General features: G+C 70.5%; 21 protein-coding genes. 10 read left to right on the forward strand and 11 right to left on the reverse strand.

All coding sequences use genetic code 11. The features are described from left to right. Positions 1–673 (forward strand): hypothetical protein (locus tag GWK61_RS38175; protein WP_194916585.1); only part of this gene is annotated, 673 nt, incomplete at its 5' end. On the opposite strand, the gene GWK61_RS61605 is transcribed toward GWK61_RS38175, so the two are convergent. Then, the gene (locus GWK61_RS61605; protein WP_228563619.1) at positions 667–1,077 is read right to left on the reverse strand and encodes an alpha/beta fold hydrolase; all 411 of its coding nucleotides are present in this window, start codon (positions 1,075–1,077) and stop codon (positions 667–669) included. The genes GWK61_RS38175 and GWK61_RS61605 overlap by 7 nt on opposite strands. A gap of 167 nt (positions 1,078–1,244) precedes the next feature. Here GWK61_RS61605 and GWK61_RS38185 point away from each other — a divergent pair, with 167 nt between their 5' ends. Genes GWK61_RS38185 through GWK61_RS38195 form a run of 3 tightly spaced genes read left to right on the forward strand, consistent with a single transcriptional unit; the run spans position 1,245 to position 3,329 of the window. Continuing rightward, positions 1,245–1,973, forward strand: coding sequence for an ArsR/SmtB family transcription factor (locus GWK61_RS38185; RefSeq protein WP_194916586.1), 729 nt, complete (start codon positions 1,245–1,247; stop codon positions 1,971–1,973). Further along, positions 1,970–2,755, forward strand: a complete 786-nt coding sequence (locus GWK61_RS38190) for an SRPBCC family protein (protein WP_194916587.1) — start codon at positions 1,970–1,972, stop codon at positions 2,753–2,755. Before GWK61_RS38185 ends, GWK61_RS38190 begins: the two co-directional genes overlap by 4 nt. 1 nt (position 2,756) lies before the next feature. Further along, the gene (locus GWK61_RS38195) at positions 2,757–3,329 is read left to right on the forward strand and encodes a dihydrofolate reductase family protein (RefSeq protein ID WP_194916588.1); all 573 of its coding nucleotides are present in this window, start codon (positions 2,757–2,759) and stop codon (positions 3,327–3,329) included. A 99-nt stretch (positions 3,330–3,428) separates the two neighbouring features. Here GWK61_RS38195 and GWK61_RS38200 read toward each other — a convergent pair whose 3' ends face one another. Then, complete coding sequence (locus GWK61_RS38200; RefSeq protein ID WP_228563620.1) at positions 3,429–4,607, reverse strand: ROK family protein; 1,179 nt, start codon at positions 4,605–4,607, stop codon at positions 3,429–3,431. Between the two features lie 58 nt (positions 4,608–4,665). Here GWK61_RS38200 and GWK61_RS38205 point away from each other — a divergent pair, with 58 nt between their 5' ends. After that, positions 4,666–5,718: a Gfo/Idh/MocA family oxidoreductase gene (locus GWK61_RS38205; RefSeq protein WP_194916590.1), complete on the forward strand. Its 1,053-nt coding sequence runs from the start codon at positions 4,666–4,668 to the stop codon at positions 5,716–5,718. Positions 5,719–5,751: 33 nt separating this feature from the next. Further along, on the forward strand, positions 5,752–6,291 hold the full coding sequence (locus GWK61_RS38210) for an SHOCT domain-containing protein (protein WP_194916591.1): 540 nt from the start codon (positions 5,752–5,754) through the stop codon (positions 6,289–6,291). 11 nt (positions 6,292–6,302) lie between these two features. Here the strand turns inward: GWK61_RS38210 and GWK61_RS38215 are convergent, their stop codons facing one another. The 5 genes from GWK61_RS38215 to GWK61_RS38235 form a co-directional block, all read right to left on the reverse strand. Continuing rightward, entirely contained in the window at positions 6,303–7,292 is a 990-nt protein-coding gene (locus GWK61_RS38215; RefSeq protein WP_194916592.1) for an aldo/keto reductase, read from the reverse strand. 62 nt (positions 7,293–7,354) lie between these two features. Beyond that, entirely contained in the window at positions 7,355–9,043 is a 1,689-nt protein-coding gene (locus tag GWK61_RS38220; RefSeq protein ID WP_194916593.1) for a phosphoenolpyruvate--protein phosphotransferase, read from the reverse strand. Next, the gene (gene dhaL / locus GWK61_RS38225) at positions 9,040–9,663 is read right to left on the reverse strand and encodes a dihydroxyacetone kinase subunit DhaL (RefSeq protein WP_194916594.1); all 624 of its coding nucleotides are present in this window, start codon (positions 9,661–9,663) and stop codon (positions 9,040–9,042) included. Before dhaL ends, GWK61_RS38220 begins: the two co-directional genes overlap by 4 nt. 33 nt (positions 9,664–9,696) lie before the next feature. Then, a complete protein-coding gene (gene dhaK / locus GWK61_RS38230) occupies positions 9,697–10,695 on the reverse strand; it encodes a dihydroxyacetone kinase subunit DhaK (protein ID WP_194916595.1) in 999 nt (332 codons plus the stop codon). A 248-nt stretch (positions 10,696–10,943) separates the two neighbouring features. Further along, entirely contained in the window at positions 10,944–11,717 is a 774-nt protein-coding gene (locus GWK61_RS38235) for an IclR family transcriptional regulator (protein ID WP_194916596.1), read from the reverse strand. 108 nt (positions 11,718–11,825) lie between these two features. Here GWK61_RS38235 and dhaM point away from each other — a divergent pair, with 108 nt between their 5' ends. Beyond that, complete coding sequence (gene dhaM / locus GWK61_RS58875) at positions 11,826–12,527, forward strand: dihydroxyacetone kinase phosphoryl donor subunit DhaM (RefSeq protein WP_194916597.1); 702 nt, start codon at positions 11,826–11,828, stop codon at positions 12,525–12,527. 262 nt (positions 12,528–12,789) lie between these two features. Further along, complete coding sequence (locus GWK61_RS38245) at positions 12,790–13,857, forward strand: extracellular catalytic domain type 2 short-chain-length polyhydroxyalkanoate depolymerase (RefSeq protein WP_194916598.1); 1,068 nt, start codon at positions 12,790–12,792, stop codon at positions 13,855–13,857. A gap of 108 nt (positions 13,858–13,965) precedes the next feature. On the opposite strand, the gene GWK61_RS38250 is transcribed toward GWK61_RS38245, so the two are convergent. The 4 genes from GWK61_RS38250 to GWK61_RS38265 all read right to left on the reverse strand — a co-directional run bounded on the left by GWK61_RS38250 (position 13,966) and on the right by GWK61_RS38265 (position 18,423). Further along, entirely contained in the window at positions 13,966–14,949 is a 984-nt protein-coding gene (locus tag GWK61_RS38250) for an aldo/keto reductase (protein WP_194916599.1), read from the reverse strand. A gap of 94 nt (positions 14,950–15,043) precedes the next feature. Continuing rightward, positions 15,044–15,766, reverse strand: a complete 723-nt coding sequence (locus tag GWK61_RS38255) for an ABC transporter ATP-binding protein (RefSeq protein ID WP_228563621.1) — start codon at positions 15,764–15,766, stop codon at positions 15,044–15,046. Positions 15,767–15,773: 7 nt separating this feature from the next. Beyond that, on the reverse strand, positions 15,774–17,156 hold the full coding sequence (locus GWK61_RS38260) for an ABC transporter permease (RefSeq protein WP_194916600.1): 1,383 nt from the start codon (positions 17,154–17,156) through the stop codon (positions 15,774–15,776). A gap of 70 nt (positions 17,157–17,226) precedes the next feature. Further along, on the reverse strand, positions 17,227–18,423 hold the full coding sequence (locus GWK61_RS38265) for an ABC transporter permease (RefSeq protein WP_194916601.1): 1,197 nt from the start codon (positions 18,421–18,423) through the stop codon (positions 17,227–17,229). A gap of 198 nt (positions 18,424–18,621) precedes the next feature. Here GWK61_RS38265 and GWK61_RS38270 point away from each other — a divergent pair, with 198 nt between their 5' ends. Beyond that, a complete protein-coding gene (locus tag GWK61_RS38270) occupies positions 18,622–19,284 on the forward strand; it encodes a response regulator transcription factor (RefSeq protein ID WP_194916602.1) in 663 nt (220 codons plus the stop codon). A 152-nt stretch (positions 19,285–19,436) separates the two neighbouring features. Then, positions 19,437–20,630: sensor histidine kinase (locus GWK61_RS38275; RefSeq protein ID WP_228563622.1), on the forward strand; the 1,194-nt coding region annotated here is incomplete at its 3' end.

A 20,630-nucleotide genomic window follows, 5' to 3' on the forward strand; every position in this document is an offset into this window, starting at 1 on the left:
CTTCCCGCCCCCGCCGAACCTGGTCCCGCCGCGCGATCGCCTCGTCGAGGGCGCGATGCCGTTCCTCGAACCGGGCGAGACCGTCTACTACGGCTTCATCCTCAAGCTCGACGACACCATCCCGGAGACCCCGCGCGAGCTGGCGATCGCCATCGAGGGGCAGCACCGGGTGCTCGGCGGCGTCACCCGTGCCGACAAGAAGCTCAACAAGGGGCTGAAGTGGGCCCTCAATCCGCTCGACGCGATGAACGAGCGCCTGGCCGAGAAGGGCACCGAGGCCCTCAGCCGCAAGCTCGCCGGGCCCGTCTTCCTCGGCGGGTGGGACAGCACGGCCGGGTGGTTCATCCGCTACTCGCGCGCCACCCGCGAGGACTACGGCCCCGGCTCCTGGGGCGTCCTCACCGACCGGCGCTACCTCATCTTCCGCGCCGGACGCGCCGGCGGCTCCTCGATGCGCCTGGTCCACGGCGTGCCGCGCACCGCCATCGCAGGCGTGCGCACCGAGGGCACCAAGGACGCCGCACTCCACGGCCGCACCCCGCGCGCCGAGCTCCACTTCACCGACGGCTCGATGGTCGCGACCATGATGCCGACCAAGCAGGCCCAGCAGGTCGCCGCGATCCTCGCCGTCCAGCAGCAGCACCAGCAATATCCCCAGCAACCGGGCTACTGAGCACGCAAAAAGACCGGGCCGCGGCGCGCCGCAAAGCGCCGCGGCCCAGCGAAAACGAACGCCACACACGTCGTCAGTTCCAGACGATGTCCTTCTTCATGGCCACAGCGGTCACCTCCCTTCGCCCCGTCCGAACGGAGACGGACCCACTCGACCACCGCGCCGATCACCGCGCTTGAGTAATCGGTACTCAATAGCCACTCGCCCCAAGCACTACACCCCGAGCGCGTCAGCCAACTCCGCGCGGCCCACACCGCGTCCACGCGGCAGCCCTCTGCCAGTGCCTGGAACTGGTGGTCCCACATGCGGCGATCGCCCAGGCCGCCGTGCGTCAGCACCACGGCCGGGCCGGCGCCTGCTTCGTCATAAGCCAGCCGGACGCCGTTGCTCATCGTGAAGGGCATGGCGCCACGGTACCGCCCGAACTTCGCGCGCCGCCTGCTCGCGCGCGGGCATCTGGGCCAGGCCCCAGGCCGCGCACCGAGGTGGTTTGGCAGGCTCTCCACCGATGGACTCCACCGACAACTTTTCTTGTCTTGACAAAACTTCTTGTCGGCGGGATGCTGGACCCATGCTCGACGTAGCCGTTATCGAGGAACCCGCCGCAGCCGAGGCCTCCCTGGACCCGATCCGGTCCCGGATCCTGGCCGCCCTGGCCGAGCCGGGTTCGGCCGCCATGCTGGCCGGCCGGCTGGGGCTGCCCCGGCAGAAGGTCAACTACCACCTGAAGGAGCTCGAGCGGCACGACCTGGTCGAGCTCGTCGAGGAGCGCCGCAAGGGCAACGTCACCGAGCGCGTGTACCGCGCCACCGCGGCCTCGTACGTGATCTCCCCCTTGACGATGGCCGCCGTGAGCCCGGATCCCGACCGGGCCCCGGACCGGCTGTCCGCGCGCTGGCTGCTGGCGTTGGGCTCGCGCCTGATCCAGGAGGTCGGCACGCTGCTCACCGGCTCGGCGCGGGCCGGGAAGCCGGTCGCCACGTTCGCGGTGGACGCGCAGGTGCGCTTCGCCTCCGCGGCCGACCGCGCGGCGTTCGCCGAGGAGCTGACGCAGGCGGTGACCGGCCTGGTCAGCCGCTACCACGACGAGCACGCCCCGCGCGGCCGGGACCACCGCCTGGTCGTCGGACTGCACCCGATCCCGACGGCCAAGCCCGACGCCCATGACAGCCCGGACAGCAACCCGGACAGCAGCCCGGAGTCCGGCACCACCCCGCACGGACCACAGCCGGCTGCCGAGAACACCCGACTACCCGAACCTGAAGCAGGACCTGAAGCAGGACAGGAGGATCCGCGATGACCCACCCCTTCGAGATCGCCCTCGAAACCACCCTGCCGGCCACCCCCGAGCAGGTCTGGGAGGCGATCGCCACCGGACCGGGAGTCGACTCCTGGTTCATGGGCCGCAACGAGATCGAGGCCCGCGAAGGCGGCACCGCCTCGATGGACACCGGCGGCCACCGCGAGGAGTCCCTGATCACCGCCTACGACCCCGGCAAGCGCCTGGCCGTGCGCACCTCCCCCGGCGCCGACGGCCGGTTCATGGCCTTCGAGTACCTGATCGAGGGCCGGGAAGGCGGCAGCACCGTGCTGCGCGTCGTGCACAGCGGCCTGCTCGGCGACGACTGGCAGGACGAGTACGACGCCCTGCGCCGCGGCTGGCCCTTCCACCTCCACACCCTGCACGAGTACCTGGCGCACTTCCCCGGCCGTACCGCGGTCCCGGTCTTCGGCATGGCGCCGGCCGCCGACCGCACGCCCGAGCAGGTTCAGGCGCAACTCGCCGAAGCGCTCGCGCTGACCGCCCCGATCACCACCGGGTCCCGGGCCCACGGCGGGCCGGACGGCCTGCCGGTCCTCGACGGCGAAGTGGTCTGGGCTGACAGCGAACGCTTCGCCCTCCGCAGCGCCGACGCCCTCTACACGTTCCACCACGGCTCAGGCCTGGCCCTGATGTTCCACCACCTGTTCGCCCCGGCCGGCGACCCGGCCGAGGCCGAGAAGTCCTGGCAGCAGTGGCTGTCCGACACCATCCAGAACCCCGTTCAAGACACGATTCAAGAAACCAACCAAGGAGCCTGACATGCGTACCCTGATCAGCACCGCCTTCATCTCCCTCGACGGCGTCGTGGAGGACCCCGGCGGCCAGAGCGACTACCGGAACGCCGGCTGGACCTTCAAGCAGGTCGACTTCGTCCCCGAGGCCTACGCCATCAAGGGCTCCGAGCAGATGGAGTCCACCGCGATCCTCATGGGCCGCAACAGCTACGAGCTCTTCAGCCCGGTGTGGCCGGGCATGCAGGAGTTCGGGCACTACAAGGGCCTGCCGAAGTACGTCGTCTCGACCACGCTGACCGAGGACGACCTGGTCGACGACTGGGGCCCGACCACCATCCTGCGCTCGCTGGACGAGGTCGCCGCGCTGAAGCAGACCGAGGGCGGCCCGATCATCGTCCACGGCAGCGTCGAGCTCAACCACGCTCTCTCCGACGCCGGCCTGATCGACCAGTACAACCTGCTGGTGTTCCCGCTGCTGCTCGGCGCCGGACAGCGCCTGTTCAGCGGCACCGACAAGAACGCCCAGAAGCTGAAGCTGGTCGACAGCGAGGTCTACAGCAACGGCATCCAGAAGAACGTCTTCGAGGTGGTCCGCTGAGGACTGGGACCGCCGACCGCCGCGCGCACGCCGGCTTCGCGGCCTTCAGCAACACGGCTTCAGCCAGATCAGCCCCCTGTCACGACGGCAGGGGGCTGATCAGCTCACCGGCGCTTCCAAAGCGGTGTCCAGGGCGAGTCGCGCGGCGCCGACCGCGACCGCGTCGGCCCCGGCGGGGGTCAGCGACACCTGCACGTCCTGCCACGCCGGATCGGGCAGGTGTTCGGCGATCTGCTCGGCGACCGCGCTCAGGTAGACCTCCGGCGCGGCGAAGATCTGGTGCCCGCCAAGGAGAATCCGGTCGATGTCGAGCAACCGGACGAGATTCGCCGCGCCGAGACCGAGCCAGCGGGCGGCGGTGTGCGGGTCGCCGTCGGCGAGCGCGGCCAGGCACAACGCCTCCAGGCAACCGCGGGAGCCGCAGGTGCAGACCGGACCGTAGGCCTGGACGACCTGGTGGCCGAACTCTCCGGCGTTGGTCCGCGTCCCCCGATAGATGGCGCCGTTCAACTGCAATCCGGCGCCGAGACCGTCGGCGAGGTGCAGGTACGCGGTGTTGCCGGGCCCCGGCGCGGGTGCGGCCAGCGCGGCGGTGTTGGTGTCCTTGTCGAGCAGCACGGTCGTCGAGGCGGCCGTCGGCAGATCCAGCAACGCGGTGATGACGTCGCACAACGGATACCCGTCCCAGCCGGGCAGTCCAGCGGGCCGGTGCAGCATCCCGGTCTCGTAGTCCAGCGGCCCGCGGCAGCCGATACCGACGCCGAGAACCCGCCCGCCGCCCGGAGCCGTTCGGATGAGGTCCTGCACCCGCTCGGCGAGCCCGGCGGCCACCCGCTCGGGTGTCCCGCTCGCCAGGCCGAACATCAGGGACTCCCGCCGTCGCCGCTGCCCGGCCAGGTCCACGAGCAGGATCGTGCTGTGCCGGCGGTCCAGTTCGACGCCGATGGTGTACGCGGCCTCGGGACGTACGGCCAGCAGCGTGCGCGGCTTGCCGCCGGTGGACTCGGCGCGGCCGGTCTCCACGATCAGGCCCTCGTCCAGCAGCCGAGCGGTGATCTTGCTGATCGCCTGGGGCGTGAGCCCGGTCTCGGCGGCGAGCTGGACGCGGCTGCTGCCGGTCCCGGCCCCGCCTCCGCTCCCGATCCCAGCCCCGCTCCCGCTCTCGCTGCCCTCCCCGGCGGCAGCAGCGCCGGCGTCAGCACGCAGCAGGCGCAGCACCAGCGCGGTGTTGTGATCGCGCAACCCCGCGAGGTTGGTCCCGGTCTGCCGTCTGTCCATGCGTCCCATTGTGCGACCCCGTTTTGCACTTTGCCAACAGTGTTGCTTAACTCACCCCATGAGCGCTGCCGAGACTCCCCTGCGCGTCGGCCTGATCGGCTACGGCCTGGCCGGGCGCGCCTTCCACGCCCCCCTCATCGCTACCACGCCCGGCCTGACGCTGCGGAACGTGGTGACCGCCAACCCCGAACGGCGCGAGCAGCTGCGCCGCGACCACCCGGAGGCGCAGGCCGTCGCCAGCGTCGACGAACTCCTGGCCGATCCCTCGGCCCTCGACCTGGTCGTCGTCGCCTCCCCCAACGACACGCACAGCCCCTCCGCCCGCGCCGCGCTGGAGGCGGGCCTGCCGGTCGTCGTCGACAAGCCCCTGGCTCCCACCGCCGCCGAGGCCCGCGCCCTGATCGAGCTCGCCGAGGCGCGCGGCCTGATGCTGACCGTCTTCCAGAACCGGCGCTGGGACAGCGACTTCCGCACCGCGAAGCACCTGATCGCCGACGGCAAGCTCGGCAGCGTGCACCGTTACGAGTCGCGCTTCGAGCGCTGGCGTCCGCAGGTCGCGACCGGCTGGCGCGAGTCCGCGGATCCGGCCAAGGCCGGCGGCGTCCTCAACGACCTCGGCAGCCACCTGGTCGACCAGGCGCTGCACCTGTTCGGCCCGGCCGCCCACGTCTACGCCGAGGTCGACACCCGCCGCGCCGGCGCGGCCGTCGACGACGACGCCTTCATCGCGCTGACCCACGAAAACGGCGTCCACTCGCACCTGTGGATGAGCGCCGTGTGCGCCCAGCCGGGCCCGCGCCTGCGCATCCTCGGCGATCAGAGTGCTTACACGGTCCAGGGCCTGGACCCCCAGGAGGCGGCACTGCGCGCCGGCGAGCGCCCCGGCCCCGGCTGGGGCGAACCGGCCGAGGACGAATGGGGCCTGCTCGGCACGACCGAGGAAGCGCACCGTTACCCGTCGCTGCCCGGCGACTACCCGGCCTTCTACGCCGGGGTCGTATCAGCACTGCGCGACGGCGCACCGGCCCCGGTCGACCCCCGCGACTCCCTCGGCGCGCTCGAAGTACTGGAACTGGCCCGGCGCTCGGCCGCGGAGGGCAAGACCCTGTAACGTCCCCATCACCAGAGATGGAGGGGGAACATCATGGGCAAGAAGGATCCGCTGCCACCCGGCGCGACCCGCATCGAGGGCTCGGACGGCACGATCACCTTCGACGGCCGGAACGTGACCATCACGCACACCTGGCTTTCGAACGCGGGTCGCGGCGAAGCCCAGATCCCCCTCGGGGCGGTCGCGGGCGTGAACGTGAAGAACGGGATGGTCCTCGCCGCGGTGACCGTGGTGGTCGCCGGCGGCGGGACGCCCCGCAAGGGCAAGGACCCGTTCACGGTCAACGGGTGCACGAAGCAGGACGCGGCCGCGTTCCGGGACTTGCTGGTCACGGCGCGCGCCGCCGTGGACGCCGTGGACGCCGTGGCGATGCCCGCGCCGGCGCCGGTCTCGCCGGTCTCGCCGGACGATTGGGCTCCGGCGGCACCCGACGCGTCAGGGCTCGTAGAACAGCTCCAAAAACTGGCCGCCCTGCACACGCAAGGCATGTTGACCGCCGAGGAGTTCGGCATCGCCAAGGCAAAGCTCCTCGGCACCAGCCCGCCGGAGGACGATCTACCGCAGCCCTGGTGACCTGATCGCGCCTACGTCCAGGCCATCCGGGACCGCTGCGTCCAATATTCCTGCGCGGGCATGACCAACGTGGCCAACTGCTCGCGCTGGTCGGTCTCCAACCGAACCTGCGCCGCGGCCACGTTGCTCTCCAACTGCGCCGCGGTCGCAGCACCCGACAACACGATGTCGACCCACGGCTCGGCCGCGACCGCAGCCAGCGCCAAGGCATCGACACCGACGCCCGCCTTCGCCGCGATCTCGGACGCCACCGAGTCGTCCTGGTCTTGCTCGGCGAGATGAGCGTCGGTGAGGCGGCCGTTCGCCAGCGCCTCCTTGATGATGACGGTCCAGCCGGCCTCGTGGGCCTCGGCCAGAGCGGGGCCGGCTGACGTCTCCAGCAGGTTGTATGTGGCCTGCACGGACTCGAACAGCCGGCTGCCGCCGATCGTGATCCGCAACGCCGCGCGAATGGCGTCCGCCTGCTGCGGCCCACTCGTCGACACGCCGATCCGCACGCCCTGAGCCGCCAACGCGGCCAGCCTCCGGTGCAGCCCCTGATCGGTCAGGGCCGGGCTCTCCGGCGTGAGCGAGTGGATCTGGTAGAGGTTCAGCCGGTCCCCCAACAGGGCCCGCGTCTCGGCGATCTGCCGAGTGAACACCGCGATGCTGTGGTCCTTGACCTCGTGCACCGGCGCGTCGACCCGCCAGTCGGCGGTGTAGGTGTAGCCCCACTTGCTGCCGACGGAGACGTCGTCGATGTCAGGGTGCAGACGCAGCCATTCAGCCAGGAACTCCTCGGCCCGGCCGTAGGAGCGGGCGGCGTCGAAGTAACGGATCCCGGCCGCGTAGGCGGCGTCCAGCACCTCGTGCGCGCGGGAGCGCATCGCCTCGACCGTGCGGTCGGCGGGCAGGTCCTCCCCACGGCCGAGGTTGATGTACCCCGGGCGTCCGACCGCCGCCAGGCCGAGGCCGAAGGCCGCGGTCCGTGCGAGGTCGGGATCAGGGTGCTTCGACGCCATGAGAAATCCTCCCGTGTGCTGCTCGATATTGCTGTGCGGTGCTACGGCTCGATCGTCCGGCTTCAAGGCATAGCCGGCCAGCAACGCCGACGCACGATGCCCTGCACGCTCTCCAGCGTCTCGCAGGCCAGCGCCTCGGCGGCGACATCGGCACACACCCGCGCGTCCAGACGGCGGATGCGCACCCGCGTCTCGTCCAGCGCGGCAGGAGCCACCGACAGCACGTCGACGCCCAGACCGATCAGCAACGGGATGACGAGCGGATGGGCCCCGGCATCGCCGCACACGGAGACCTTCAGGCCCCGTCGATGCGCAGCCTGCACGGTGCGCGCGATGGCCTGCAGCACCTTCGGATGAGCCGCCAGAACCGGGGACACCGCCGGGTCACGCCGGTCCAGCCGCAGGATCTGGCTGGTCAGGTCGTTGCTTCCGATCGAGAAGAACGCGGCATGCTCGGCCAGCGCGTCGGCGATCACGACCGCCTCGGGCAGCTCGATCATGGCGCCGATCGGCGGCGGCAGCGCGACCCCGACATCGGCGGCGACCGCGTCGAGGATCTGCGCACACGCCGCCAACTCCTCGACCGCGGCCACCATCGGAATCATGATGCGCAGGTCACAAGCCGCTCCGGCTCTGAGAATCGCACGGAACTGATGCGTGAAAGCCAGTGGGTCGGCGAGCATGTGCGGCAGGCCGCGGCCCAGGTGCCCGTCGACGGCCTGGTCGGCGAGGAACGGCGGGAACTTGTCGTCCGCGAAGTCCAGCGTGCGCACGGTCACCGGCTGCCCTGCCAGCTTGCCGAGGATCGGGGCCAGGACAGCAGCATGCTGATCCTCTGTCGGCCACTTCTGCGCGTCCAGGAACGGCATCTCCGTACGCAGCAGGCCCACGCCGTCGGCGTTGGCGGCGTTCGCCGCCTTGGCCTCGACGGAACTGGCGACGTTGGCCCGCAGCGCGACGTGGTGCCCGTCAAGGGTCTGAGACGGCAGGTCACGTTCGGCGGCCAGGATCTCGCGACGCCGACGTGCCGCGTCGATCACCGCGACCGCCGCCTGCCGCTCCGCCGGATCGGGATCCACCGTGATCGTCGAGCGATCCGCGTCGATCAGCACCTCGGCGCCGTCGGAATGGTCCAGCACCGCGGGACTGACGCTGAGGATCAGCGGGATCCCCAGCGAGCGCGCGATGATCGAGGCGTGGGAGTTGGGACCGCCGACGACCGAGGCCGCGGCGACGACCAGGTCGCCGTGCTCCAGCAGGTCCGCGGCGCCGATCTCCTGCGCGACCAGCACCACCGGGCCGTCGGGCGCGGCGGACGTGACGCCGGCCAGGTGCGCCAGCACGCGGCGGCCGACCTGGCGCACGTCGGCGGCGCGTTCGGCCAGCGTCGGGTCGTCCAGGGCGGCGAGCAGCGCGGCGTACTCGTCGACGGCTTGGACGACGGCCTGCGAAGGAGACTGCTCGGCCCGCGCATGCTGCAAGGCCGCGCCGCGCAACTCCTGGTCCTGCGCGATGTAGCCGTTGACCTCCACGATGTCGGCCAGGTCGGTCTGCCCGGAGTCCCGCAGCGTCCGCGAGAGTTCGGCCAGCTGCTCCGCGACGGCGTCGAACGCGTCGGTGACCTCTGCGACGGGGTCCTGGCCCGGACGGCGCGGCGCCGAAACGACGGCAGGCGACAGCTCCGTGTGGTGCAGCAGGCCCAGAGCCGTACCGAAGGACGCCGACTGTCCGACGAACGTCGCCCGGCTCACGACTTCAGCACCTCCGCCAGGGCCCGGAAGACGAGCGCGGTGGACGTCGCGCCCGGGTCCTGGTGCCCGATGCTGCGGGCGCCGAGATACGAGGCGCGTCCCTTGCGGGCCTGCAACGGGGTGGTGTCCTGCGCGCCGATCTCGGCGGCGGCCGCGGCCTTCTCTGCCGCGACGGCCTCGCTCTCCCCGGCGCGCGCCGACTCGCCGAACGCGGCCAGCGCCGGCACCAAGGCGTCGACCATGGTCTTGTCGCCGAGCACTGCGGCGCCGAGCTTCTGCACGCCGGCGAGCCCGGCGTCGAAGGCCGCGGCCAGCTGCTCGGCGTCGGCGGTCGGTCCGGACAGCTGCTTGCCGGTGGCGCGGAAGAACGTGCCGTAGAGCGGTCCGGCGGCGCCGCCGACGCTGGAGATCAGCGTGGTCCCGGTCTTGACGAGCACTTCGCCGACGCCGGCCGCCTGGAAGCCGTCCAGGGCGGCGCCGACGGCGGTGAAGCCGCGCTGCATGTTCACGCCGTGGTCGGCGTCGCCGATGGCCGAGTCCAGCTGTGTCAGGTGGTCCTTGTTCTGGTCCATCGCCGCGGCTATGGCCTGTACCCAGGTCCGGGTCTGGTGGATGTCCACCGGTCGACTCCTTTGTTGGTCCACGGATGGCGCTCAGGCGCCCCAGCGCAGCGCCGGGGTGTTCACCGGTGCGTCCCACAAGGCAAGCATCTGTTCGTCGGCCTTGCACACCGTCAGCGACACACCTGCCATCTCCAGGCTGGTGATGTAGTTGCCGACCAGGTTCCGCGCGATCCGCACGCCGCGCTCGGCGAAATACTTCGCGACCTCGGCGTAGGCGATGTACAGCTCGATCAGCGGCGTGCCGCCGAGGCCGTTGACCATGACGATGGTCTCGTCGCCGGCGGCCAGCGGCTGGTCGGCGAAGATGGCGTCCAGGGACCTGGCGACGATCGCGGAGGCCGGCTCCAGCTTCTCGCGGCTGCGGCCGGGCTCGCCGTGGATGCCGACGCCGACCTCCATCTCGTCCTCGGCCAGGTCGAAGCCGGGCTTGCCGGCGGCCGGCGGGGTGCAGGCGGTCAGCGCGACGGCGAAGCTGCGCGAGGCGGCGTTCACCCGCCGTCCCACCTCGGCGACCTGCGCCAGGTCGGCGCCCTGCTCGGCGAGCGCCCCGGCGATCTTCTCGACGAACACCGTCGCGCCGGTGCCTCGCCGGCCGGCGGTCCAGGTCGAGTCCTTGACCGCGACGTCGTCGTCGACCAGGACGGTCGCCACCTCGATGCCCTCGTCGCCGACGAGGTCCGCGGCCATCTCGAAGTTCAGCACGTCGCCGGTGTAGTTCTTCACGATGAACACCACCCCGGCGCCGCCGTCCACGGCCTGGGCCGCGGCGACCATCTGGTCCGGGACCGGCGAGGTGAACACTTCTCCGGGACAGGCGGCATGCAGCATGCCGGTGCCGACGAAGCCGCCGTGCAGGGGCTCGTGTCCGGAGCCGCCGCCGGAGATGAGTGCGACCCGACCGACCGAGGGGCCGCCGGCGCGGGTGATGATCCGGGCCCCGGGGTCGACGACCAAGCCGGGATGGGCTGCCGCGATCCCGGCGAGCGCGTCGCTGAGGACGGTATCTGGGGTGTTGATCAGCTTCTTCATGCCGGGACTCCTTCAGAAGGCACTGCGACGGACGAAGCGGAGGGGCGACCGCGCGCCTACCTGCGAGTAATTCCGCTCCGGAGGAGACCCGAATCTCGTCGCGAGCGGAAATTCACATGGCCGACTCGTGTTCGTCATCACTGAACGATGTTCGGAAGCTAACCCGGCGGATCGGCGGTGTCAAGACATCGCGCGAGGCCGGACCGGGTACCGTGCCGTGCCGTGCCGTGCCGTGCCGTGCGGCCCCATCAGGGCCTCGCGACCCGGACACTCCCCCGGCCGGCGCCGAGCTCCCGCGAGATCTGCCGCGCGATCTCGCGCACGGCGACGATGTGGTCCTGCCGCGCACCGTCGTCCAGGACCCGCTCGACCGGGCCGACGATGCCGATCGCGCCGGCCACGCCGTTGCGGTCGAAGACCGGCGCGGCGATCCCGGCGTCGCCGAGCGCGGATTCCTGGTTCTCCAGCGCGTGGCCGGTCTGCCCGACCTCGTCGAGCTGCCTGGACAGCACGTCCGGATCGGTGATGCTGGAGCCGGTCAGCGCCGGCAGCTCGCCGTCCAGCAGGGCCTTGCGCTGGTCCGGCGGCAGGAACGCGACGGTGGCCTTGCCCAGCGCGCACGTACTCCAGGGGATGCTGGCGCCGACCTCCAGGATCTGCACTACGCCCTCGGGCCGGAACGCGTGGTGCACGACGAAGACGTGGTCCCCGGTCAGCACCGTCACCCACACGGCCTCATCGGCGCGGGTGGCCAGGGTGTCGGCCCAACTCAGCGACCGCGCACGCAGCTCCTGGGTGTCCAGATAGGCGTTGCCCAGCAGCAACAAGCCGGGGCCGAGCTGGTAGCGGCCGGTCTCGGCGTCCTGGACCACCAGGCCCTCGCCCTCCAGCGTGCGCAGCAGCGCGTGCACGGTGGGCTTGGCGACGCCGACCCGCTCGGCCAGCTCGGTCACGCCCAGGCGCGGGCCGCCGGCGGCGAGCTCCCGCAGGACGCGCACCGCACGCTGCACCGACTGCACCATGTGCCGATCCCTCGCCTTCGGTTCCGCTCGGTCCTGTTCAGCCCTGTTCACGGCCGGAGGTCCATTCAGTATTGCTGAACACCGTTCCGAGATTTAGCATCACTGTTTATGAACCAGTCCATCGGCATCGTACTCGTTTCGCACAGCGCCCACCTGGCGTCGGGCCTGCGCGACCTGCTGGCCCAGATCGGCTCGGACCGGGTGCCGGTGGCGGTGGCCGGCGGCACCGAGGACGGCGGACTCGGCACCAGCTACGACCGGATCGTGGCCGCCATCGCCGAGGCCGACCGGGGCGCGGGCGTGATCGTGCTGCCGGACCTGGGCAGCTCGGTGCTCACCACGCTGGCCGTGCTGGAGGACCACCCGCGCGCCGACGTACTGCTGGTGGACGCACCATTCGTCGAAGGCGCGGTGGCCGCCGCCGTCACGGCAGCAGCCGGCGCGGACCTGGCGGCGGTCGCCGAGGCGGCGCGGCAGGCGCGCGGCATCGTGAAGGTGGAGAGCTTCGAGCCCGCAGACGCGGCCGCAGCCACAGCTCCCGAGCCCGAACAGCCGCAAGGCGTCTCGGCAGCGATCACCTTGCCCGCGACCCTGCACGCCCGCCCCGCCGGCCGCCTGGCCCAGGAGGCGGCGAAGTTCGCCAGCACCATCCGCATCGAGTACGGCGGCAAGTCGGTCAACCCCACCGGCGTCCTGGCCGTGATGAGCCTGGGCGCCACCATCGGCGGCACGGTGACCGTGCACGCCGAGGGACAAGACGCTGATTCAGCCGTGAAGACCCTCGCCGCGATTCTCGCCGAGGTCGAGTGATTTACACGCCGGTATAGCTCCCCAACACCTGCATGGAGTTTGATCCGGCCTTTCTCAGCACCTTTGCGGTATTCGACGTACTCCGTATAGCCGGAATCGGCGGAGATCTTCCCGCGCTTTATAAGTGCGCCACACAAAAGCCCCGCGCGGGCCCACCCCACACCAACTGCCGCCATTATGGTGTCTACTCACATAGCCGACTCTCCCCGCCTGAGCTACGTTCCCCGAAACATCGGCGAGGTATGGCAGAGGGGAGGCAGCGATGCGAGGGATGCGCAGCCTGCGAATCACACGGCGCTGGGCCGCGATATGGGCCCTGACACTGTTCGCGGCGATGGCCGCGGCAATGGCCGTGCCGGCCACCGAAGCGTCGGCGAGAGGCGGGCCCTACACCGTGAGCCCGACAGCCGGCAGCCTGGCCGGGTACCGGATCTCAGGGGTCTACGTCGCCGGGATCTCCTCCGGCGGCTACATGGCCGGGCAGTTGCAGGTGGCCTACTCCAGCCGGATCCGCGGCACTGCCGTCTTCGGCGCCGGGCCCTACTACTGCGCCCAGAACAACGCCGCTCAGGCGCTGTACGGCTGCGCGGCCAACACCTACCCGGACTACCTCGGCGTGCTGGAGTCCGATGCCTCGCTGTGGTCCGCCTACGGGTGGATCGACCCGATCGGGAACCTCTCCGGACGCCCGGTGTGGGTGTACTACGGCTCGCAGGACACTGCTATCGCCGCGTCCGTGAGCAGAGACGGCGCGACCTTCTGGTCCGACTTCGGCGCGCACGTCACCTCCGTCACCGGCAATGGTGCCGGCCACGCCTGGGTGACGCCGTACGGCACCGAAGCGTGCGGAGCCACGGCCGCCCCGTACCTCAACAACTGCGGTACCGACCCCGAGCACGACTTGCTGACCACACTGCTCGGCTCCGTCAACGCCGAGAACACCGGCCCGCTGACCGGGACCCTCACCCGCTTCGACCAGAACGCCTACGCCATCGGCGGTTCAGCCGCGGACCTGGACATGTCAGCAGCCGGATTCACCTACGTCCCCAAGTCCTGCGCCGCCGGCTCGGCGTGCCGCCTCCTGGTCGCCCTGCACGGCTGCCAACAGGGCTACGACACCGTCGGCACCGCGTTCGTCGACCGCGCGAACCTCGATCAGTACGCCGACACCAACAACATGATCGTCCTCTACCCACAGGCCACCACCGGCGCGAGCAACCCCTACGGATGCTGGGACTGGTGGGGCTACCTCGGCGCGACCAACTACCCGATCCACGGCGGCGCGCAGATCGAGACCATCATGAACATGGTGGGCACGCTCGGCGGGTGAGGCGACGAACGTCAGTCGTGCCGGTTGTAGTGGCTGTGCTGGCTGCAGTGGCTGTGCCGGCTGTGCGGGTTACAGCAGCCGCCACAGCCGGCATCACGACCGATCAGCTCACCACCGCTGCCCGACCTGCGGCGCGATCAGCTCGTCATAGACCTCCTGCACCGCCGCGAGCTGCTCCTCGGTCAACGGCGCCAAATCAGCCGCAGCAGCGTTCCCGGCCGCCTGCTTCGGGTTGCGAGCACCCGGAATGACCACGCTCAACCCCGGCTGGTCCACGATCCACCGCAACGCGAACTGCGCCATCGCGACGCCCGCCGGAACCAGCGGCGCCAGCCGCCGCACCGCCTCCAGCCCGGTCGCGAAGTCGACCCCTGAGAAGGTCTCGCCGACGTCGAAGGCCTCGCCGTGCCGGTTGTAGTTCCGGTGGTCGTTCTCGGCGAACGTGGTGTGCTCGTCGTACTTACCGGACAGCAACCCGCTCGCCAGCGGCACGCGGGCGATGATGCCCACACCGGCCTCGCGCGCGGCGGGCAGCACGTCCGCGAGCGGCCCCAGCCGCAGCATGTTCAGGATGATCTGCACGCTCGCCACACCCGGCCGCGCGATCGCCGTCAGCGCCTCGGCGCGCGTCTCGACGCTCACCCCGTACGCGGCCACCCGCTTCTCCGCGACCAGCGTGTCCAGCGCGTCGAAGACCTCGTCGCTGGAGTATACGGCCGTCGGCGGGCAGTGCAGCTGCACCAGGTCGAGGGTGTCGACGCCGAGGTTCTTCCGGGACCGGTCGTTCCAGGCGCGGAAGTTCTCCAGCGTGTACGCCTCCGGCACCTGCGGCACCCGGCGCCCCATCTTCGTCGCGACCGTGATGCCCTCACCCGGCCGCGCCATGAGGAACTTGCCGATCAGCTGCTCGCTGCGGCCGTCGCCGTAGACGTCGGCGGTGTCCAGGAAGGACACCCCGCCGTCCACCGCCGCGGCGAGCGTGGCCAGCGCGTCGTCCTCGGCCACCTCACCCCAGTCCGCACCCAGCTGCCAGGCGCCGAGACCGATGACTCCGACCTGCCGGCCGGTGCGGCCCAGGACTCGCGTTTCCACCTGATAGGTCCTTCCTCTGATCACTGACCCCTCAGCCATGCTAACCACTCACGGTCGTAAACCGTTGACGTCACCGTCTGTCGCCACTCGCGGTTCATCGGGCCTTCGCCTGCTCCGAGAGCTTGCCCTTGCGCAGGACCAGGATCCGGTCGGACTGCGCCGCGAGCTGCTGCGAGTGCGTCACCACGACCACGCACTTGCCCTGCTCGTGGGCCAGCTCGCGGAAGGTGTCGATGATGCCCTGAGCCGTGTCCTCGTCGAGGTTTCCGGTGGGCTCGTCCGCGAAGAGGATGTCGACGTCGCAGGCCAGCGCCCGGGCGATGGCGACGCGCTGCTGCTGCCCGCCGGACAGCCGCAGGACGTTGCGCGTGGCCGTCGCCTTGTCCAGCCCGATCCGCTCCAGCAGCTCCAGCGCCCGGGCCCGGCGGCTGCCCGAGGCGGGCTTCACGCCGGTGATCTCCATGGCGGCGGTGACGTTCTGCAGCGCGGTCATGTACGTGAGCAGGTTGTACTGCTGGAACACGGTGGCGGCGTGCCGGTTGCGGTAGCGGCCCAGGCCCAGCTCCTTCAGGTCCCGGCCGTCGAAGCTGATGGTGCCCTTGGTCGGCGTGTCCAGGCCGCTGGCCAGGCTGAGCAGCGTGGTCTTGCCGCTGCCGGACGGGCCCAGGATCGTGTAGAACGTGCCGCGCTCGAAGGAGTAGCTGATCCCGTTCAGGACCGCGCTGCGGCGGCGCTGGTCGGCGTAGGTGTGGCTGACACCCACCAGGCGCAGGACCGGAGTTGGGGTGCTGACGTCGCTCATTGCGGTTTCGCTCATGGCCGTTTCACTTGCCCTTCGTGAGGATGGTGCGGGGACTGAGGCGCAGCACCGCGGTCGCCGGGATCGCGGTGGCGAGCAGCCCGATCCCCAGCCCGACGCCGCCGACCGCGATGAGGTCCGCCGGATCGAGCGCGACCGTGATCTTGTCGATCGGATCGGCGTTCTCGACCGGCTTGTCGTTCGGGTCGATGCCCTCGCCGAGCCCGGTGCTGCCGGGCGGCGGGGGCTTCCAGGCGTTGATCTTCTGCTTCGCCGAGGAGGCGTCGCGGCCGAGCAGCCACTGGCCCGCGCTCTGCGTCAGACTCGGGGCGATCAGGGAACTGAGACCGACGGCGAGGATCGCGACCGCCGCGATCTCCAGCACCTGCTGCCAGATGAGCTTGGTCTTCTTCTCTCCCATGGCCAGCAGCACGCCGTACTCCTTGCGGCGCTGCTTGACGGCGAGGTTCGCGACCAGCGCCAGGACCGCCGCCCCGGCGATGCCCATCAGCCACATGGCCAGGCTCGCGGTCGTCCGGATGCTGCCCAGCGGACCGGTCATCTGCTGGATGGCCTTGGCGTTGACGTCCAGCTTGAAGGCGTTGAGCGCGGGTCCTGCGACCTGCTTGGCGGCGCCCTTGAACGCGTTCTGCGCGTCGGCGTCGTTCAGGATGAAGGTCGCCGTGCTCACCTGCGGCGCCCCGCCGCTCCCAGCGTCGAGCACGGCCAGGCCGCCGAACGTCCCGTAGATCATGTTCGCCCAGCTGATGTAGTAGTCGGGGTCTGTCTCACTCGCCGCGCGCGGATCGCGGTAGATCCCGCCGACGGTGAACGTGGCTGTGGTCTTCTCGTCGTTGCCGGTCAGCGTGAGCTGGTCGCCGACCTTGAGGTGGTTCTTCGCCGCCAGCCGCTCCTCGATCAGCACCTGCTTCTTGTCCTTGCCGGCGGGCGTGATGTGCGCGCCGGCCAGGAGTGTGAACCGGCCGCTGCGGAAGTCTGGAAGTACGGAGCTGTTCAGGACGGCCTGATAGACGGTCCCGCCAGGTCCCATGGGAGCCGGCGGCCCGCCGTCGGCCAAGGTGGCACCGCCGGCCAGGAACGCGCGATCCGACGTCGAGTAGGTGTACTTCTGCACCTGCGGCAGCGCACCGATCTTGTCGACGGTCGAGGCGTCGATCTGGGGCGCCTGAAGGGATCCGCCGCCGGAGCCCAGCTTGCTCAGGTCCATGTCGAGGTCGACCTCGGCTCCCACGGAGCGCTTCACGCCCTGCTCGGCCCGGGCCGTCGCGTGGTCGATCAGGACGCCGGCCAGCACCATCACGGAGATGGCGAGGAAGGTGGCCAGGGTGATCAGCGTGCGGCTCTTGCGGGCCCACAGGCTGAGCGCGGCGCGTTTGACGAAGTTCATGGTCTCCCAGCTGTTCGGTCGGGTGTCGGGTCGGGTGTCGGGTGGGCTATCGGGTCGGCTGTTCGGTCGGCTATTCGATGTCGGTGAGGATGGAGCGGGGATGCAGGCGGAGGATCCCGATGCCCGGGATGACCGTGGAGACCAGGCAGATGCCGAGGCCGAGCGCCGCGACCTCGGCGACGGCGGCCGGCTCGACCCGTACTGAGGACCCGGCGTCGCCGGTGTGGTGATCGAGCAGTGCCTTCCCCACGGACGGTCCGGCGAGCGCGCCGGCCAGCGCGGCTAGGCCCACAGCCGGCAACGCCACGGCCGTCATCTCCACGACGTGCTGGCCGATGAGCTTCCACTTCTTCTCGCCCATCGACAGCAGGACCCCGAGTTCGGCGCGCCGCTCGCGGATCTGGAGCATGACGATGAGGCCGAGGACCAGCGCCCCGGCCACGGCGATCACCCAAACGATCAGCCCGGCGAAGGCGCCGACGCGCTGGATCGGGCGGACCTGGTCGCGGTAGGCCTTGTCGTTGACCTGCATGCTGAAGGTGCCGGCGCCCAAGAGTCGGCTGGCGTCCGCGTTCAGGTGCTCGGCTTGGTCGGGTGAGCCGATGCGGTAGACCGCCTCCGTCACGTTCAGCGGTGCGGTGCTCAGCTTCTGCACGGTGGCCAGCGGCACGTACAGCGCGTTGCCGGGCAGTTCCCGGGTTGGCGCGGGCGTCACCGGGTCCGGTGTGGGGTCCTGGAAGACGCCGACGACGGTGACCGGCACCGTGTGCTTGCCGTCCGCGGAACGCAGCTGGACGGTGTCGCCGATCGCCAGGTGGTCCTTGTCGGCGAGGCGATGTTCGATCACTGCGACGTCGCGGCCGGCGTCCTCGGGGCGGATTGCCTGTCCCTGGAGGACCTTCATCGATCCGTAGGAGAAGGGCAGAAGCAGCCCCAGATCCCGGACGCCGTTGACGGTCAGCGGCCCCGAGTCCAACGGCGTGATGTTGCGTGCCCCGGCCTGGACGACGACTTCCGGGTTGAAGCGGTGCACCACGCTGGACGTGCCGAGCTGTTCAGCCAGCTCCGGCGTGAATCCGGCGGGCTTGCGGACGGTCACGTCGACGCCGATGTCGCGCTGCGCGTCCGCCTCCTGCCGTGCCGCGCCGCTGCGGAGCAGGAAGCCGCCGAGGAGCAGGGTGCAGATGACGGCGAAGATCGCCAGGAGGGCGACGGTCCTGGAGGCTCTGACGACCAGGCTCATGCCGGCTCGCTTGACGAAGTTCATGGGGCGATGCAAGCAGCGCGCTGCGTACGGCTCGGTAAACCTGTTACAGGGAGATAAGAATCGGCGCTGTCGTGAGGTCGTGGTGCCTGGTAACGCTTCTACCTGGCCGAACGCGCCGCGGGATTCTTATCCGGCTGTCATCATGATCATGGTTTCATGGAGCCATGAGAGTCCTGGTGGCATGAGAGTCCCGGAGCTATGAGAGTCCTGGTGGCCGAGGACCACCGCGTCCTGGCGCGCACGATCGCCACCGGGCTGCGCCGCGAGGCGATGGCCGTGGACGTCGCGCTGGCCGGCGACGAGGCCGAGCGGATGTGTCTGCTGACTGCCTACGACGTGCTGATCCTGGACCGCGACCTGCCGGTGCTCAGCGGCGACGAGGTGTGCCGACGGCTGCGTGAGCTGACGGATCCGCCGCAGATCCTGATGCTGACCGCGGCCGGCACGCTGTCCGACAAGGTCTACGGCCTCACCACGCTCGGCGCCGACGACTACCTGGCCAAGCCGTTCGACTTCGGCGAGCTGGTCGCGCGCGTGCGGGCGCTGAGCCGGCGTGCGCACCGGCCGGCGGCGACCGTGCTGCGGTCCGGGAGCATCACGTTGGACGAGACGCGGCACGAGGTGTCGGTGGAGGGTCGGCGGCTGGAGCTGACGCCGAAGGAGTTCGCGGTGCTGCGGCTGCTATTGGCCGCGCGGGGGGCTGCTGTGCAGCATGACGAGCTGGTCCGGAGGGTGTGGGACGAGTTCCTCGATCCGCGGACGGGTGCGGTGCGGGCTACCGTCAGCCGGTTGCGGGGGAAGCTTGGCGATCCTGGTGTGATCGTCGCTGATCGGCAGGGTGGGTATCGGTTGTGCGACTGAGTTTTCGGCTTCGGGTTCCGGTTCGGCTTCCGGTTCGGCTTCGGTTTCGGTTTCCGGTTCGGCTTCGGCCTCCGGTTCGGCCTCGGCTTCGGCTTCGGCTTCGAAGCGTGCGCTTCAACGTGCCCCTTAATCCTCGAACCCTGATCAGCCGCATGCCCTTCCGCGCGCGCCTGGCCACGTCCTTCGCCGGGCTCTTCCTGCTGGTCGGGAGCGCGCTGCTGACGTTCGTCGTGGTGCTCGCGCGGCATGGCACGGTGCAACACGTCCAGGGGATGCAGATCACCTACGTCAACACGCCGGACTACGGCACGGGGCTGTTCTCCCCCAGCTCTCCCGCTCAGGCAGCCGGATCGGCCCACCTGACGGCGCCGGGGACCGAAGGCGCGGCGCTGATTCAGAAGATCGACCAGACCGTGCGGGCGGTTCAGGACACCGCGTTGCGCGAGATGGTGTTCTGGTCGGGGGTCGGCCTCGTCGTGATGGCGGTGGTCGCCGGGGTGCTCGGGTGGCGGATGGCCGGGCGGGCGCTGCGTCCGGTCGCCACGATCGCGGCGGCGGCGCGGCAGATCAGCGAGCAGAACCTGGACCAGCGGCTGTCGCTGACCGGGCCCGATGATGAGCTGCATCGTCTCGCCGACACCTTCGACACCATGCTCGACCGGCTGGAGAAGGCCTTCGAGAGCCAGCGCCGCTTCGTCGCCAATGCCTCGCACGAGCTCAAGACGCCACTCGCGGTGCAGCGCACGTGTCTTCAGGTGGGGTTCGCCGACCCGCTGCCCGACGAGCTCGCCGAAGTGCGCGACGACATGCTCGCGGCGAACCATGAGGCCGAGCGGCTGATCAATGCCCTGTTGCTGCTGGCACGCAGCGATCGCGGGCTGGAGACGACGGAGCCGGTGGACCTCGCGGCCGTGGCGCGGCTGGTGGCGGGCGATCTGGCGCCGCTGGCGACGACGAACGACGTGTGCGTCGAGGTCGATGTGTGCGCCGCGGTCGATGCCGACGCGTCCCCGCCTCCGGTCGTGCACGGCGACCCGGTGCTGCTCCGCCAACTGCTCACGAACCTCACCCGGAACGCGGTCCAGTACAACCGCCCCGGCGGCCGGGTCGACGTGCGTCTGGACACGGCCAGCTCAACGGTGACGGTCACGAACACCGGGCCGCAGGTGGCGGCCGAGAAGGTGCCCGACCTGTTCGAGCCGTTCCGGCGGCACGGGCCGGATCGCACTGCGGCCACCGGGCACGGCTTGGGGCTCTCGATCGCGCGCTCGATCGCTGTGGCGCATAGTGCGGAACTGACTGCGCGGGCTCGGGATGGGGGTGGGTTGGTGATGACGTTGCGGTTT

Origin of the sequence: Catenulispora rubra, from assembly GCF_015356825.1 — a bacterium.
Taxonomy (GTDB): domain Bacteria; phylum Actinomycetota; class Actinomycetes; order Streptomycetales; family Catenulisporaceae; genus Catenulispora; species Catenulispora rubra.